Here is a 13,105-nt window from a genome sequence, read left to right as displayed (position 1 = left end):
TGTGCTTTTGATGCTCTTCCTTTTTCGTGTGGTATTGGTGGGTCCTCTACTTGATCAAGGGTATCTAGAAAGTGTTGTACCTGCCTATTTGCTTTTTTTAGATTGGTTAGCAAGTAAGCATTTTGCTTGCTCTCTAGTTTTTCCGGTAGTGACTCCTCTAAGAGGTGATAGGGAGTCGAGTAGTCAACAAGTCTTGGAAGGACCAGAGATGATCAGTCACGCCCAGAGCCATTGCTGGAGATCGATGGTGATAGCGATGAACGCCATCGACAATCTGAAGCGGCAGGCGTAGAGCGTAATGAGCCCGATGGAAATTGTGATCGAAGATCTGCAAGCCGACCAGCGCATCCCAGGTCGCGTCTCGTTTGGCAAAAGCATGCGTCTTGCGGGTCAGCGCATTCAACCGATCACGCAACGCACCATGAAGTCGCTCCACGTGCACGGTCCCGGCGGGTCCCTGGCTTGCTCCCATCGCCATGCGGATTGCTACTGACAGGAGGCGTCCATGCTCATCACGGTGTTTGACTGTTTGCGTCAACGACACGGTGTCAGGCACCACCAACTTGCGCCGTCCGGTTTTGCCCTGACGCGACTGGGGTTGGCGATAGGCACGATGGAGAATGGCCGCATAGCCATGCCAGCCATCACTAAACCAGCAGAGCGGGCGGCGATGGGTTCGCAGGACCGTCCTGCTGACGGCCCGCGTCATCAGGTTCTCGCCCAGCGGTCCGGTGGCACTGGCAACCACGAAGCGGCTCTCCCGATCTTGGACGAGGCAAGCCCAGCGTGCTCCTTCGTCGGACGCCCCTTCAGTCCCCTTTTTTTCTGGACAAACGACCAGAACTCATCGATTTCCACCTGGCTCACGTGCAGATCGCAAGCCATCACCTGCGTCAGGGCCTCGGCATGCTCTGCTGCTCGCTTGAGCCAGACACTGATCGTTTCGTATTTGTGCCCGGTGATCTCCTCGGCAGCCCGCAAGCTGCCGCGCCGCATCACCACCAAGAGCGCTTGCGCTACCTCGGGGGCAGGCGTCTTCAACCCATACATCGGCGTGCCTTGCGTTGCTCCAAAGTACGTCTTACAGGTGCGGCACAGATACCGTTGCCGTCCCCGGTGGCTGCCATTGCGCACAACGCGCGGCCCTGAGCATGCGGGATTGGGACACGTTGGCAGACTGCTCTGCTCCTCTGCTTCTCGCTTGTTCATCGTTCACCTCCTCCTCTCTATTCTATCACCCCCTTCCGGAGTCACTACCGATTTTCCAGCGTAGTGATGGACGTTGGGTTGGTGCTGTCTCTCTTGGCCCAGGACGGCGTAAGAAACAATTTTATGGAAAGACAAGGCCAGAGGTTCAAAAGAAGGTCAAGCAGGCGCTTCGAGAGCTGGAACAAGGGGTTGCTATTGAGAAACCAGACCCAACGCTCGAATCTTTTATGCGTGATTGGCTGAAACATAAACGAGATCTTCGTGTGAGTTCGCGTGTGGAGTATGACCAACTGATGAGAGTGCATATCATTCCTGCATTGGGTCGTCTCACGCTGAAGAAGCTTACTCCTCAAATCGTGCATGATTTCCTGAATGAGAAGCTAGAGGATGGGCTTTCTACAAAGTCAGTGAATATGTTCCATAGTCTCCTTCATCTGGTTTTAGAGGAAGCTTTGAACCTTGATCTTGTTGCTCGGAATGTGTGTGATCGGGTGAAGCCTCCAAAAGTTGTTTCTAAGAAGTCGGTTGCTCTAAACGAGGATCAGTTGTTGAGATTGTTGAGAGCGGCTGAAGGTGAGCGTTTAGAGAAATTTCTGATGCTGGTCATGGCGACTGGAATGCGTCGGGGTGAATTGCTGGCGCTGAAGTGGGATGAGATAGATCTAGAAAACCGTGTGCTCCGTGTTCGTCGTACGTTTGATTATGTCTATGGGCATGGGTATGTGGAGAATGAGCCCAAAACAGAACATGGCATTCGTGAGATTTTGCTCCCTGTTTTTATTGTGGAGATGTTGCTGAACCATCAAGAGGATCAGCGTCAAGCGAGAGAAAAATGTGGTAGTCGCTGGATTGAGATGGGGTATGTCTTCACTGGTCTAAAAGGCGGACGTTTAAACCCTGGATATACCTTGAAGATGTACAATGAGTTGCTGCAAAAGGCTGGCCTTCCTCATATTCGAATTCATGATCTTCGTCATAGTTATTCAACACTAATGGCTGCAATGAAGGTTCATGGAAGGGTTGTGCAGGAGATACTCGGCCATAGTGATTATCGATTGACGATGAACGTCTATACGCATGTCGATCTCGCGATGCAAGAGGAACCTGCAAGACTTTTAGATGAGTTCTTTGAGAAGAGTAAGCCTTCGGATGTCGAAGATGACGAGAAAAGCTAATTGGTGTCTGGATTGGTGTCAGCTCAGGTTTTACAGCTTGTAGTGCTAAATGCAAGCCGCTTGTGAAGTGATTTTAACAGGCGGCTTTGTTGGTGAAAAGACGGGAGGACTCTCCTCCCGTCTTTTCTTTTTGTTTTCCTTAGTTGTGGAAGCGTCTCTTGCGATATTGCCTGGGTAGTGCGTCGTCCGCGAAGCCCTCATTGATGAGCCCATGTTGATAGAGGTAGCGTAGGTAGGCGAGTTGCTGTTCAAAGGTGGATGCTGGTTTCTCGGGCTTATTGGCACCGGCATCATCTTTTCGGGCATTTTCAGCGGCCTGGTTACTAGAGGATGACGTTTTGGGAAGCGCCGTCTGGTCAGTGGAACTGCCTGGTTTTTGACTAAAAGGTGTATCAAGAATGGAGGGATGCTCATGCTCAATAGCGACAGTGGTCATGCCTGTTTGAGGCATAGGGCCTTCTGAGGAGAGGAGCCTGGGGGGATTCGAGAGCATGGAGGCATTCCCCAGGTTTGTTGCCTGTTGGTTGCTCATCGCTTTGGAGCGTCCCCATGGCCACCATGCGAATACGTTGCGCAACCACCTCTGGATTGTTTGCGTGATCATAACTCTACCTCTTCATTTACGGCGGACAATCGATCACTGATTACCCTTCAATCACGCACGATTTGCGATTAGCGTCTCAAATAAGGTAACTCATATTGATAAACATAGAAACATAGTAGCATATCAACCCGCCCCTTTGCAACCGTTAACTGTATTGATTGCAGGGCTTTCCACCCACATCCCTTACCCCTGAGCGCCGCAGGCGCGAAGGCGCTCTTGAGAACGTGCATCCTCCTCCTACTCACGAGAAGTAGGAAGCGCTGATATTGATTGGCGGCGCGAAAAGTTAGCTTGAAGTTGGCGTACTGAATGCGCATGGGACTTGAGCTTACCTATAGTCAATTGTACTTGCAATTTCAGGGTGTGCGTGCCATAATCAATAGGTCAGATCGCCTTATTCCAGAGAGAAGCGTTGTGTGCTATGAAACCGGTTATATGCGCGTGGCTGGATACGTAAATGAGCATATCAGTCAGCATGACCCGGTTGGGAATAGTCGCAGCTTCTGTTTGGTTCTTATGGGTAGTAAAAAGATGTTGTGGCGAAGCGATCTGAATAGCCAAGGTTTGTAGGACACGTCATCGCTGAAATAGTACAAGAAAGCCAGGTGTCGGCCATGCAGGAAGACGTTCTTGGAACCCGCCGAACTGCCGTCCCAGAAGATATTGTGCTGTGCGCACGATGTGGTAAGGCAACTCCTATAAAGGACTCCCATATCATTGAAGGCGATGTACTGGACGAAACCCTTTCCGAGTTCGAGTACCTTTGCCCCGATTGCTGGCAGGCACTTGAAACGGGCGAAAAAGACCTGCCTATTGTATAGGCGTGTCGTCTTGTAGAAATATTGTAGGCAAAAGGCAAGGTGACGCTACAAGACGTAGTGAGCTTTGGACTTTTGCCTTTTTGCTCTTCATTCGCATCGCCGTTTGTCGCCAAATTTGGAGAAAGAGTCGCAGGGAGCAGATCAGTCAGGGCTATGACTCATGTCTAGATGCCTATGATGTCTGGTTCCCCGTCTCATAAAGAGGGATACTAGTATGCGCATGCGTTACAGGCAGGTAACCTATCGCTCGGTGGGAGCGGGGGCGCAACACCAGTTGGAGCAGCATTATCGTCGTCTCCTTAATGAGGCCTTGCGCCAGGGACAGCAGTCTATATCACATCGCTCTTCCTCCTGGCGTCCGCTCGCTGACATCCTTGAATCGCCTGAGACGATGATCGTCAAGGTCGAGCTGGCAGGCATGACAGAAGAAGAGATAGAGGTAACACTGTACGAAGATGCTCTGATTGTGAGTGGAACGCGCCAGGATATCCATGGCGGCTTGCCAAATCTCTATTATCATGAAGCCCAGGTACGCTACGGCCCATTTCGCCTGGAGGTGTATATTCCCTATCCCATTCAAGGGGACGCAGTCACCGCGCGCTACGAGAATGGATTCTTATGGGTCGAATTGCCCAGGCTACCTCAGGCGGGAGCCGAGCGTGTAGCTATACAGCGTCCTGATACAGACGCCTGATGAAGATGTGACAATGTATTCTCATTCTCTCTACCCTTCTAATAGGGGCATACCAGCAAGATGAAATTGATGTTTCTTCCAGAGGTGCGCAGCCATTGTGAGTCACCCTGCGAGAAGTCGTAGAGAAGGTTTTGGAGTTATATAAAAATGCATAATAGTGAGCAAGAGTTTGCACAGCAGGAGACACAAGAGGATGAAACTCGATCTGCTAGCATCCCGGGCCAGAATGAGCATGATGCTGCCGAGGTGACTCAGCCGCAGGAGCATGAGGAATCTCCTGCCGATGAGGCCGAAGATCCTGCTCAGGATGAGAAGTCTCCCAGCGTCGAAAGTGAGGAGGAGGAAAACCCGGAGGAGAGCGAGACGCCACGCGAAGAGCCGCAGGAAGTGGATGAGGCATCCCTGGCCCAATTCATAGAAGAAGGTGTGAAAGCTGAGGGGGAGGAAGAACCCTTCAACATCCCCGAGATCCTGCCCGTACTGCCGCTAAAGGATGTCGTGGTCTATCCCTACTCGGTACAGCCACTGGGTGTAGGCCAGGAGCGCTCGATTCGTTTGATTGACGATGTGATGCGCGGAGATCGCCTGGTCGTCCTCGTCGCGCAGAAGTCGGCCGAGATTGAACAGGCTGGCCCCGATGAGATCTTCCGCATGGGCACGGTCTCGCGTGTGGGACGTATGTTCCGCATGCCTGATGGAACGCTCCAGATCGCTGTGCAGGGACTAGAACGCGTCGAGATCGGTGAATTTACCCAGGAGAAGCCCTACCTGATGGCACATGTTACCGCTCGCCCAGATGTGCAGGAGAGCGATAACGAGACCGAGGCCCTCAAGCGCAACGTCATCGGTTACTTCCAGCGCCTGGTCGCCCTGGTGCAGAACATGCCCGAGGGGGTCGCCGCCGCAACCCTCAATCTCGAAGAGGCGCGCCAGGTCGTATATGTAATCGCGACCTTCGTTCAGATGGAGCTGGAGCTTCGCCAGAAGCTACTTGAGCTGGACTCTGTGCGCGAAAAGCTGGTGCAGTTAAGCTCTTTCCTCGCACATGAGCTTGAGATCCTGGAGCTGGGCAAGAAAATTCAGACCAGCGCTCAGGAAGAGATGGGCAAGATGCAGCGCGAGTATCTCTTGCGCGAGCAGCTCAAGGCCATCCAGCGCGAGCTGGGCGAGGAGAGCGAGGAGCAGGCCACCGTTAACGAGCTTCGGCGCAAGATCGACGAAGCGCAGATGCCCGAGGAGGCTCTCAAAGAAGCCAATCGTGAACTCTCGCGCCTGGAGAAACTACCTTCGGCCTCGCCTGAATATAGCATCATTCGCACCTACCTGGAGCTGCTCGTCAGTCTGCCGTGGGGGCGGAGCACGGGCGAGAAGATCGATGTCTCGCATGCGCGCCAGGTTCTGGATGAGGATCACTATGACCTGCAAAAGATCAAAGAGCGCATCCTGGAATACCTGGCGGTACGCCATCTGAAGGAAGAGCGCCAGCAGGAAGAGGAGCAGCGCGAGCGCGAGCAGGGGGAGGCTGAGAGCAATATCGAGCTTGAGGAGACGGGTGAGAAACGCCGCACCCAGCCGCTCTCAACGCAGGAGCAGAAGCGGGTCATTAACCGTGAGCCAATCCTCTGCTTCGTTGGCCCTCCTGGAGTCGGTAAGACATCGCTGGGCCACTCAATCGCCCGCTCGCTCGGTCGTAAGTTCGCGCGCATCTCCCTGGGTGGTATTCGTGACGAGGCGGAGGTTCGTGGTCACCGCCGTACCTATATCGGCGCGATGCCTGGCCGTATCATCCAGACCCTGCGCCGCGTCGATTCCAACGACCCGGTGATCATGCTCGACGAGGTCGATAAAGTGGGCGCTGACTGGCGTGGAGACCCCTCCTCGGCGTTGCTGGAAGTGCTTGATCCAGAGCAGAACTACAACTTCCGCGACAACTACCTGGACCTGCCCTTTGATCTCTCCAAGGTAATGTTTATCGCCACGGCGAACTCTCTGGAGCCTATTCCGGCCCCCCTGCGTGATCGCATGGAGATTCTGGAACTCTCCGGCTATACCGAGGATCAGAAGGTGCATATCGCGCGTAACTACCTGCTGCCCAAGCAACTGGAAGCCAACGGCCTCAAGCCGGAGGAGCTGACGCTCGATGACGATGTCCTGCGCCTGGTTGTTCGCAACTATACCCGCGAGGCGGGCGTGCGTAACCTGGAGCGCGAGATAGGGGCGCTCTGCCGCAAGGTCGCCAAGCAGATCTCTGAGGGGAAAGAGGGTCCCATTCATATCGAGTCTAACCAGTTGACCGACTACCTGGGTCGCAGGCGCTTCTTTGAAGAGGCCGCCGAGCGCCTAGATCGTCCCGGCATCGCGACCGGCCTGGTGTGGACCGCTGTCGGTGGCGAGATCATCTTCATCGAGGCCGCGACTATGCCTGGCAAGGAGGAGCGCTTGATTCTTACTGGCCAGCTTGGCGACGTCATGAAGGAGTCCGCGACCGCTGCCTTGAGCTATGTGCGCTCTAACGCCCAGGCGTTGGGTCTGCCAAACCACGTCTTCGAGAACCAGAATGTGCATATCCATGTTCCCGCGGGCGCGATCCCCAAGGACGGCCCCTCGGCTGGCGTTACCATGACGACGGTCCTGGTCTCGCTGGCGAGTGGGCGCAAGGTTCGCTCCGATGTTGCCATGACGGGCGAGATTACCTTGCGTGGCAAAGTGCTACCGATTGGCGGCGTCAAAGAGAAGGTTCTGGCGGCCTACCGCTCAGGCATTCGCGTCGTGCTTCTGCCCAAGAAGAACGAGAGCGACCTTATGGAGGACCTGCCTAAAGAGCTGCACGAAGAAATGGAGTTCCACTTCGTCAGTGATATCAACGAAGTGTTGCAGATCGCGCTCGAGCCAGAGGAGGCCAGGGCCGATCATAAACACGAAGCAAACGGCACGTCGCGTACACGTAAGCGCAAGAACGACAAGGGCGAGAAGGTTGTCGCCCACGCTCACGAATAAATAGACAGTCAGTCTCCAGTTAGAGGGAGGTCCGGCAACGCCGGACCTCCCTCTCTTGTTTGCGTTCGGGGCTACCAGGAAATCTCGAGATAATATCGGCGAGCAATGGCCCTGAATTATGCAAAATTCCTTGACGTGTGTATAAATTCGTGTTATGCTTAAGCCATCGTGTATAGAACAAAATTTCCATATACGGAAGAGTAGCTTTGTAATGTAAGCACTATATCAGGAGGGACCATGCAGACTAAGCTTAACCCATACCTTAGCTTTAAAGACAACGCCCGCGAAGCCATGGAATTTTACAAAACTGTCTTTGGTGGCAACCTGACGATGAGTACTTTCAAAGAGTATCATGCATCTCAAGGTCCAGGCGAAGACAACAAAATCATGCATGCTGTGCTGGAAGCTGATAATGGCATAACTTTTATGGCTTCCGATACCCCCGACCACATGGAATATCATCCTGGGACAAACTATACCATGTCGCTCAGCGGTGATAATGAGACGGAGCTAAGAACCTATTTCGAGAAGCTTTCGGCCGGCGGCAACATCACCATGCGTCTTGAGCATGCCCCATGGGGCGATACATTTGGCTCGCTTATCGACAAGTTTGGCGTGCCATGGCTCGTGAACATCGCAGGTCAAAAAGCGTAACATCTCTGGACGCCTCATACCACGAAAAGAGCTCACCGCAAGGTAAGCTCTTTTCGTGATATGGGGTTTCTCTAGATCTGATATTTTACCAGCGCATCTGCTCTTTAAGGCTCACATAGCGCGGGTTGCCGATGACGACGTGATCGAGTAGCTCGATTTCAAGCAAACGCCCCGCCTCAACAAGCTGGCGAGTGATGTCGATGTCCTCGGGACTGGGAGTCGGATCGCCGCTTGGATGGTTGTGGCAAACGATAATGTGAGGGCAATTGCGCACCACCGCGGGCCGAAAGACCTCTGAGGAGCGCAGTACAGAGCTATTGACTGTACCCTTGTAGCGCTTGGCGTGTTCTACCACGCGGTTCTTCGTGTCGAGAACCAGTATGTGCATTTCGTCTGATACAGCCCGAAGTTACTCAATACTTAATGCGAGCGACGGCGGAACTGGCCGAACTGCTCGGGATCGCCGTATAAAACAAAGCAAGAGGGAGGTGGCCCCTCTCTCCTGCTGTTCCTTGGCACTATCGCGAATGTTGCAAATTTGTGGTCGTGGGAAGTGGTCAAATCGGAACAATAACGAGAGAAAGTTCGTCTTGATGAAGGTATGCTTCTAGATCAGGTGATCGAGAGCTTACAAAGAAAGCAGACGTACCAGGTGCATCATGGGTCCCTGGGTACGTGAAGAAAAACGGCGGTATTACTACCGCTTTGAGCTAGAGCCAGGGCGTAACGCTACCGCTCGCCGATGGATCTGAGGTACAGATTCGCGCGACCTCGCTTGATGCGACCTCGACCTCGCTTGATTATGTAGACGCGTACTTTAGTAGCGTCGTGCCACACACGGCTCTAGCCTTCTCCCTTTGTTGCTGAAAATTTCTGTTTATATCATAGAGCACTTCTGTCAATCTGGCCACCCCTGCCCATATTATCACTCCCCCTTTCAGGTGTAATTCAGGGAGCTAATGTATTCATTTAAGGTGAAGTGAATTGCTTCTATGTATCGACAGTCCCTGTATTCAACGCTTAAAGATCTGTGTTTTCTGGAGGACACATTTTATGAGCTTACGAAGACATACTCTTCTCTATAGTAGGCCCTGCGTGAAGGAAGACTCCCTCTAGCCGCAAAGTAGATAAGTGTGGCACAGTTTTTGCTTAGAGTGCTTCAGATGTCCCCATCATACGCGCCAGGTCATCATTCTAGATGTATTGCGAATTTACACCCCGATAGGCTTTCTTCTTGTAACCTTCCTGCGTATGTATGGGCTTTTGAAAATGTTTTAATTACAAGGAGATACATTTATGTCTATCAGGCTTATTCCTCAGAAACTACGAATACCTACTTCTGTAGCCGTTCTGATTACGCTTGTACTGCTGGCGCTTCCAGGTGCCGCATTTGCCCATGCGGACGGTTTCTATCAGCAAACAAATCTGATTTCCGATCTTCCTGGTGCTCAATCTACCGATGGGCAACTGGTCAACCCTTGGGGTCTGGTGGCTAGTTCCACCTCTCCCTGGTGGATTTCAGACAATGGTACTGGTCTCTCGACGCTTTACAATGGTCAGGGCGTGAAGATCCCGCTAACGGTCACCATCCCGGTTCCTGCTGGAAGCCCTGCCGGGAGCACGGCAGCACCTACCGGCACTGTCTTCAGCAGTAGCGGTTTCAATGTTTCAGAGAATGGTATAACTGCGCCAAGTCGCTTCATTTTTTCCACTGAGGATGGCACCATATCTAGCTGGAGTCCCACTGTCGACCCGACTAATGCCATTTTGGAGGTGGATCGCTCAAAAGTTGGCGCAGGCGCAGTCTACAAAGGGTTGGCTCTTGGTAGCAATGCTGCTGGAACCTTTCTCTTTGCCACCAATTTCCGTTCTGGAGCTGTTGAAGTGTTCGACTCAAATTTTAACTATGTAAGTTCCTTCACTGATTCCACACTTCCAAAGGGTTATGCACCTTTCGGTATCCAGAATATTGGGGGCAATCTCTATGTCACATTCGCGTTGCAGGATGCTGCTAAACATGACGATGTGGCAGGCCAAGGTCATGGGTTTGTCGATCTCTTCAATACTTCCGGGCATCTGCTTCGTCGTATCGCTTCACGCCATGACCTCAACTCTCCCTGGGGCCTGGCTCAGGCACCTGCGAACTTTGGCAAATTCAGCAATGACCTGTTAGTGGGTAACTTCGGCGACGGCCTCATTCATGCCTTTAATCCGCTGACTGGAGAAGAACGTGGTGTGCTTAAGGGTGCCAAAGGCGCTCCCATACAGATCAGTGGTCTGTGGGCCTTGCAGTTCGGTAATGGAGCCGCCGCAGGGGCAACCAACGAACTCTTCTTCACTGCTGGTATTGATGGTGAAGCGCATGGTCTCTTCGGGGATCTTCAGTATGAGGGCTAGGCAACGTTGCTGTTAAATGGCCGTGCCAGAAATTTTCACGCTCGTGCTCCCATAACAAGCTCTTTCTATAGCTGTAAATTTGGGAATTACATGGCTCGCCCGCGCTTTGCGTGAAAGCTCTAGCTTTTTCAGGAAAAGTCCTTCTGAACTGCCAACATATGCTTCAAAATCGATGTGAAACACCTTTGTGAAGCATATGTTGGTTCATACACAGGTTTGATACTCCCTTGAAAAAGGAAACCTCTGAGAGAGGGTACGCAGAGCATAAAAATCCCTGGAGCCGACTGGTACGCCATGTTGTCGGCTGGCTTTGAGCTCGACTTTGTTTCTTTGTTCAAGCTAAGCTGCTGGGGAAGTTGGCTCTAACTTCCCCTCGTAGCCGAGCTCCTTTAGCCGAAAGTGCATCTCGTTGCGCATCCCGTTTTGCGCTTTCGGTACATGAGTTTTGCGCTTGTGCTGCCTGGTTCCCTTCAGTCTCCACTCCCAATGATATTAGAAGCACCCACAATCATGATACAAAACCCAAGGAGCACAAGGCCGAAGCCTACTCCAAGTGACTGGTGGGCATTTATTGCTCCAAGAGTCTCTGTCACGGCCCCTTGCAGACAAAGCATAATCAGCCCAACGACCGTGCCAATAAGCCCCATCCGAGCAGTTCTACGTCTCCAAGTAGCGATCCTGGCCGAACTCTCTCGGAACAATCTGACGGTACTCGTACCGAGAACAAAGCACGCAGACAGCAAGGGGAGGGCAACGAGCACCGCATCGAATAGCACTACAAGACAGATTGCCACCAGCGGCAGGCTCATGAATTGATTAGAACTGTAACTGTTCGTTTCGCTCCATACAGAATAGGAATGGTAATGGTACCTGTACCCGTCCCATGTACCTGTGATATATGCTGGGAAAAAGAACGCGCCCACGACGAGCAGGGTACATCCCAGCACGTGGAGGAATGCGCCAAGACGCAAAGGAGGGGAGAAAAATCTCTTCATAGCAACCCTTTTTTCTGTGAGATGAGTAACCCGATTTCGGATCAAAGAGCCTGAGAAAACGAGCCGTTTCTCTGTTCGGAAACGAAACGGCGGTTCTTGAGAAAGTATAGAAGCAAATCATCCGAAAGCAGAAATGTCATTTGCCCTATATTTGGAGCGGATGCGCAAAAATCGTGTATCTAAGTGCAAAACATGCATACAATCTTCAAAAAGGACTATTCTGAAGAGAGACCGTAACCAAAAACAAAAAAAAGACCACATTACAATTGAGCATGGCGGGTCAACCAGATACCAGAAAAGGCCTTGTCTTTTTCGCATATGTTCTTGAGAAGCACAGGGTCAGAGCGAGTGCATGTGATGCCAGAAAGCAGTTTCATACTGACTTCAGCTCTATCCTCCTATTTTATAGATTCTTTCCTGGCGGTAGGGTAGGATAGTATAGATAATATTGACCTCCGTAGAGAAAACTAAAGTCGGTAGCCAGCGTGGGCATAACATTGGGAAAGAGTAGATTTTCGATGTCTGAGCCGTTCTTTGGCACGAAGCAATTGCAGGCGGAGATCTTGCAGGTTAAGACCGCAAACATTTTTCAGTTCGACACGCTTGAGAAGATTCCACACGCCTTCTTGTGGATTTAATTCAGGCGCATAAGCAGGCAAGCGTTCCAGATGAATGCGTTGGGCATCATCTCTCGACGTGAAATTTTTAATGGCCTTACAGCGATGAATGGAAGCTCCGTCCCAGATGACGAGGATCTTTCCCGGTATCTCACGCAAGAGTAACTGTAAGAAGCGCACGACATCCGGCCCCTTGTACGAATGGTCTTGTATTTGCATGAAGATCCTGCCCTCCGGAGTGATGCCACCGATAGCCGAAAGATGGTCATAGGACAACGGGACTTGCAAAATAGGGGTCTGTCCACGCGGGGAATAGGTGCGTACTACCATTGGTAGCAGGTAAAAAGCTGACTCATCGACGAAAACCATTGTCCATCCTTCAGTTTTGACCTTTTTTTTCATTCATCAAAATGCAACTCTTTCCACGTGCGAATCGCATCTTCATCGCGTTGCGTGGCCTTCTTGATGGGTTTTTGTTGGCTATACTTGAGATTACGTAGCAGTAGGCTACAATGGGCTGGGTGATACTTGACCCCGAACTGTTGTTGGATCATCTGGGCTACTCGCGCCGTTGTCCAGACCTGGCCACGAAAACCGAATGCTTCGGCTCCCAGTTCTAATAATGCCGGGAATTGGGCTTGCTGCTCCTTGCTCCATTTGGGTATTGCTCCTGGAGGTGACTTGTGTTTGAGAGCTTCTACTCCCTGCTCTCTGGCCTTCTTAAACCACTGGCTGACTGCACCCTCTGTTACTCCAAGTGCCTCGGCAATGTCTTTCTGCTTCCAGCCTTTTTTATGCAGTTTCCAAGCCTGCATTCGTCTCTCTTCACGCCAATTTTTCGGAGGTATCGATTTCTTGCTCATACCTCCTTCTCTCGGATCACGTGGCTTTTTTCTTTAGTTTTCTCTACGGAGGTCAATAAACTTCAATGAATATATGTCA

Annotated in this window: 12 protein-coding genes; 6 read left to right on the top strand and 6 right to left on the bottom strand. The window is 51.8% G+C overall.

Translation table 11 applies throughout. The features are described from left to right. Positions 1-157: 157 nt before the first annotated feature. The gene (locus tag KRAC_RS15365; RefSeq protein WP_244421978.1) at positions 158-748 is read right to left on the bottom strand and encodes a hypothetical protein; all 591 of its coding nucleotides are present in this window, start codon (positions 746-748) and stop codon (positions 158-160) included. Beyond that, entirely contained in the window at positions 709-1,209 is a 501-nt protein-coding gene (locus KRAC_RS15360; protein WP_007905782.1) for an IS1/IS1595 family N-terminal zinc-binding domain-containing protein, read from the bottom strand. Before KRAC_RS15360 ends, KRAC_RS15365 begins: the two co-directional genes overlap by 40 nt. Here KRAC_RS15360 and KRAC_RS15350 point away from each other — a divergent pair. Further along, the gene (locus tag KRAC_RS15350) at positions 1,170-2,384 is read left to right on the top strand and encodes a tyrosine-type recombinase/integrase (RefSeq protein WP_169460893.1); all 1,215 of its coding nucleotides are present in this window, start codon (positions 1,170-1,172) and stop codon (positions 2,382-2,384) included. The two genes, KRAC_RS15360 and KRAC_RS15350, sit on opposite strands and share 40 nt — an antisense overlap. A 139-nt stretch (positions 2,385-2,523) precedes the next feature. Here the strand turns inward: KRAC_RS15350 and KRAC_RS15345 are convergent, their stop codons facing one another. Continuing rightward, on the bottom strand, positions 2,524-2,988 hold the full coding sequence (locus KRAC_RS15345; RefSeq protein WP_007908439.1) for a hypothetical protein: 465 nt from the start codon (positions 2,986-2,988) through the stop codon (positions 2,524-2,526). A 614-nt stretch (positions 2,989-3,602) separates the two neighbouring features. Between KRAC_RS15345 and KRAC_RS15340 the strand changes: the two genes are divergently transcribed. The 4 genes from KRAC_RS15340 to KRAC_RS15325 all read left to right on the top strand — a co-directional run bounded on the left by KRAC_RS15340 (position 3,603) and on the right by KRAC_RS15325 (position 8,154). After that, positions 3,603-3,809, top strand: a complete 207-nt coding sequence (locus tag KRAC_RS15340) for a hypothetical protein (RefSeq protein WP_007908437.1) — start codon at positions 3,603-3,605, stop codon at positions 3,807-3,809. A gap of 214 nt (positions 3,810-4,023) precedes the next feature. After that, positions 4,024-4,503: an Hsp20/alpha crystallin family protein gene (locus KRAC_RS61635; protein ID WP_007908436.1), complete on the top strand. Its 480-nt coding sequence runs from the start codon at positions 4,024-4,026 to the stop codon at positions 4,501-4,503. A gap of 147 nt (positions 4,504-4,650) precedes the next feature. Beyond that, the gene (gene lon / locus KRAC_RS15330; RefSeq protein WP_083814654.1) at positions 4,651-7,500 is read left to right on the top strand and encodes an endopeptidase La; all 2,850 of its coding nucleotides are present in this window, start codon (positions 4,651-4,653) and stop codon (positions 7,498-7,500) included. A gap of 237 nt (positions 7,501-7,737) precedes the next feature. After that, a complete protein-coding gene (locus tag KRAC_RS15325; RefSeq protein ID WP_007908434.1) occupies positions 7,738-8,154 on the top strand; it encodes a VOC family protein in 417 nt (138 codons plus the stop codon). Between the two features lie 85 nt (positions 8,155-8,239). On the opposite strand, the gene KRAC_RS15320 is transcribed toward KRAC_RS15325, so the two are convergent. Beyond that, complete coding sequence (locus tag KRAC_RS15320; RefSeq protein WP_083814653.1) at positions 8,240-8,542, bottom strand: JAB domain-containing protein; 303 nt, start codon at positions 8,540-8,542, stop codon at positions 8,240-8,242. Positions 8,543-9,450: 908 nt separating this feature from the next. On the opposite strand from KRAC_RS15320, the gene KRAC_RS15315 reads away from it, so the two are divergent. Next, a complete protein-coding gene (locus KRAC_RS15315) occupies positions 9,451-10,551 on the top strand; it encodes a TIGR03118 family protein (RefSeq protein ID WP_007908432.1) in 1,101 nt (366 codons plus the stop codon). Between the two features lie 1,462 nt (positions 10,552-12,013). On the opposite strand, the gene KRAC_RS75955 is transcribed toward KRAC_RS15315, so the two are convergent. Next, entirely contained in the window at positions 12,014-12,532 is a 519-nt protein-coding gene (locus tag KRAC_RS75955; protein ID WP_244422066.1) for a transposase, read from the bottom strand. A 29-nt stretch (positions 12,533-12,561) separates the two neighbouring features. After that, the gene (locus KRAC_RS75950) at positions 12,562-13,026 is read right to left on the bottom strand and encodes a helix-turn-helix domain-containing protein (RefSeq protein ID WP_007908429.1); all 465 of its coding nucleotides are present in this window, start codon (positions 13,024-13,026) and stop codon (positions 12,562-12,564) included. Positions 13,027-13,105: the final 79 nt, after the last annotated feature.

The sequence above is a fragment of the Ktedonobacter racemifer DSM 44963 genome, from assembly GCF_000178855.1.
Taxonomy (GTDB): domain Bacteria; phylum Chloroflexota; class Ktedonobacteria; order Ktedonobacterales; family Ktedonobacteraceae; genus Ktedonobacter; species Ktedonobacter racemifer.
This window is presented reverse-complemented; position numbering and strand designations above follow the sequence as displayed.

Excerpts from the sequence above, each read along its gene's own strand:
- KRAC_RS75955 (WP_244422066.1), bottom strand. The coding sequence starts at position 12,532 with ATGGTTTTCGTCGATGAGTCAGCTTTTTACCTGCTACCAATGGTAGTA.
- KRAC_RS15320 (WP_083814653.1), bottom strand. The coding sequence starts at position 8,542 with ATGCACATACTGGTTCTCGACACGAAGAACCGCGTGGTAGAACACGCC.
- lon (WP_083814654.1), top strand. The coding sequence starts at position 4,651 with ATGCATAATAGTGAGCAAGAGTTTGCACAGCAGGAGACACAAGAGGAT.
- KRAC_RS75950 (WP_007908429.1), bottom strand. The coding sequence starts at position 13,026 with ATGAGCAAGAAATCGATACCTCCGAAAAATTGGCGTGAAGAGAGACGA.
- KRAC_RS61635 (WP_007908436.1), top strand. The coding sequence starts at position 4,024 with ATGCGCATGCGTTACAGGCAGGTAACCTATCGCTCGGTGGGAGCGGGG.
- KRAC_RS15345 (WP_007908439.1), bottom strand. The coding sequence starts at position 2,988 with ATGATCACGCAAACAATCCAGAGGTGGTTGCGCAACGTATTCGCATGG.
- KRAC_RS15315 (WP_007908432.1), top strand. The coding sequence starts at position 9,451 with ATGTCTATCAGGCTTATTCCTCAGAAACTACGAATACCTACTTCTGTA.
- KRAC_RS15360 (WP_007905782.1), bottom strand. The coding sequence starts at position 1,209 with ATGAACAAGCGAGAAGCAGAGGAGCAGAGCAGTCTGCCAACGTGTCCC.
- KRAC_RS15325 (WP_007908434.1), top strand. The coding sequence starts at position 7,738 with ATGCAGACTAAGCTTAACCCATACCTTAGCTTTAAAGACAACGCCCGC.
- KRAC_RS15340 (WP_007908437.1), top strand. The coding sequence starts at position 3,603 with ATGCAGGAAGACGTTCTTGGAACCCGCCGAACTGCCGTCCCAGAAGAT.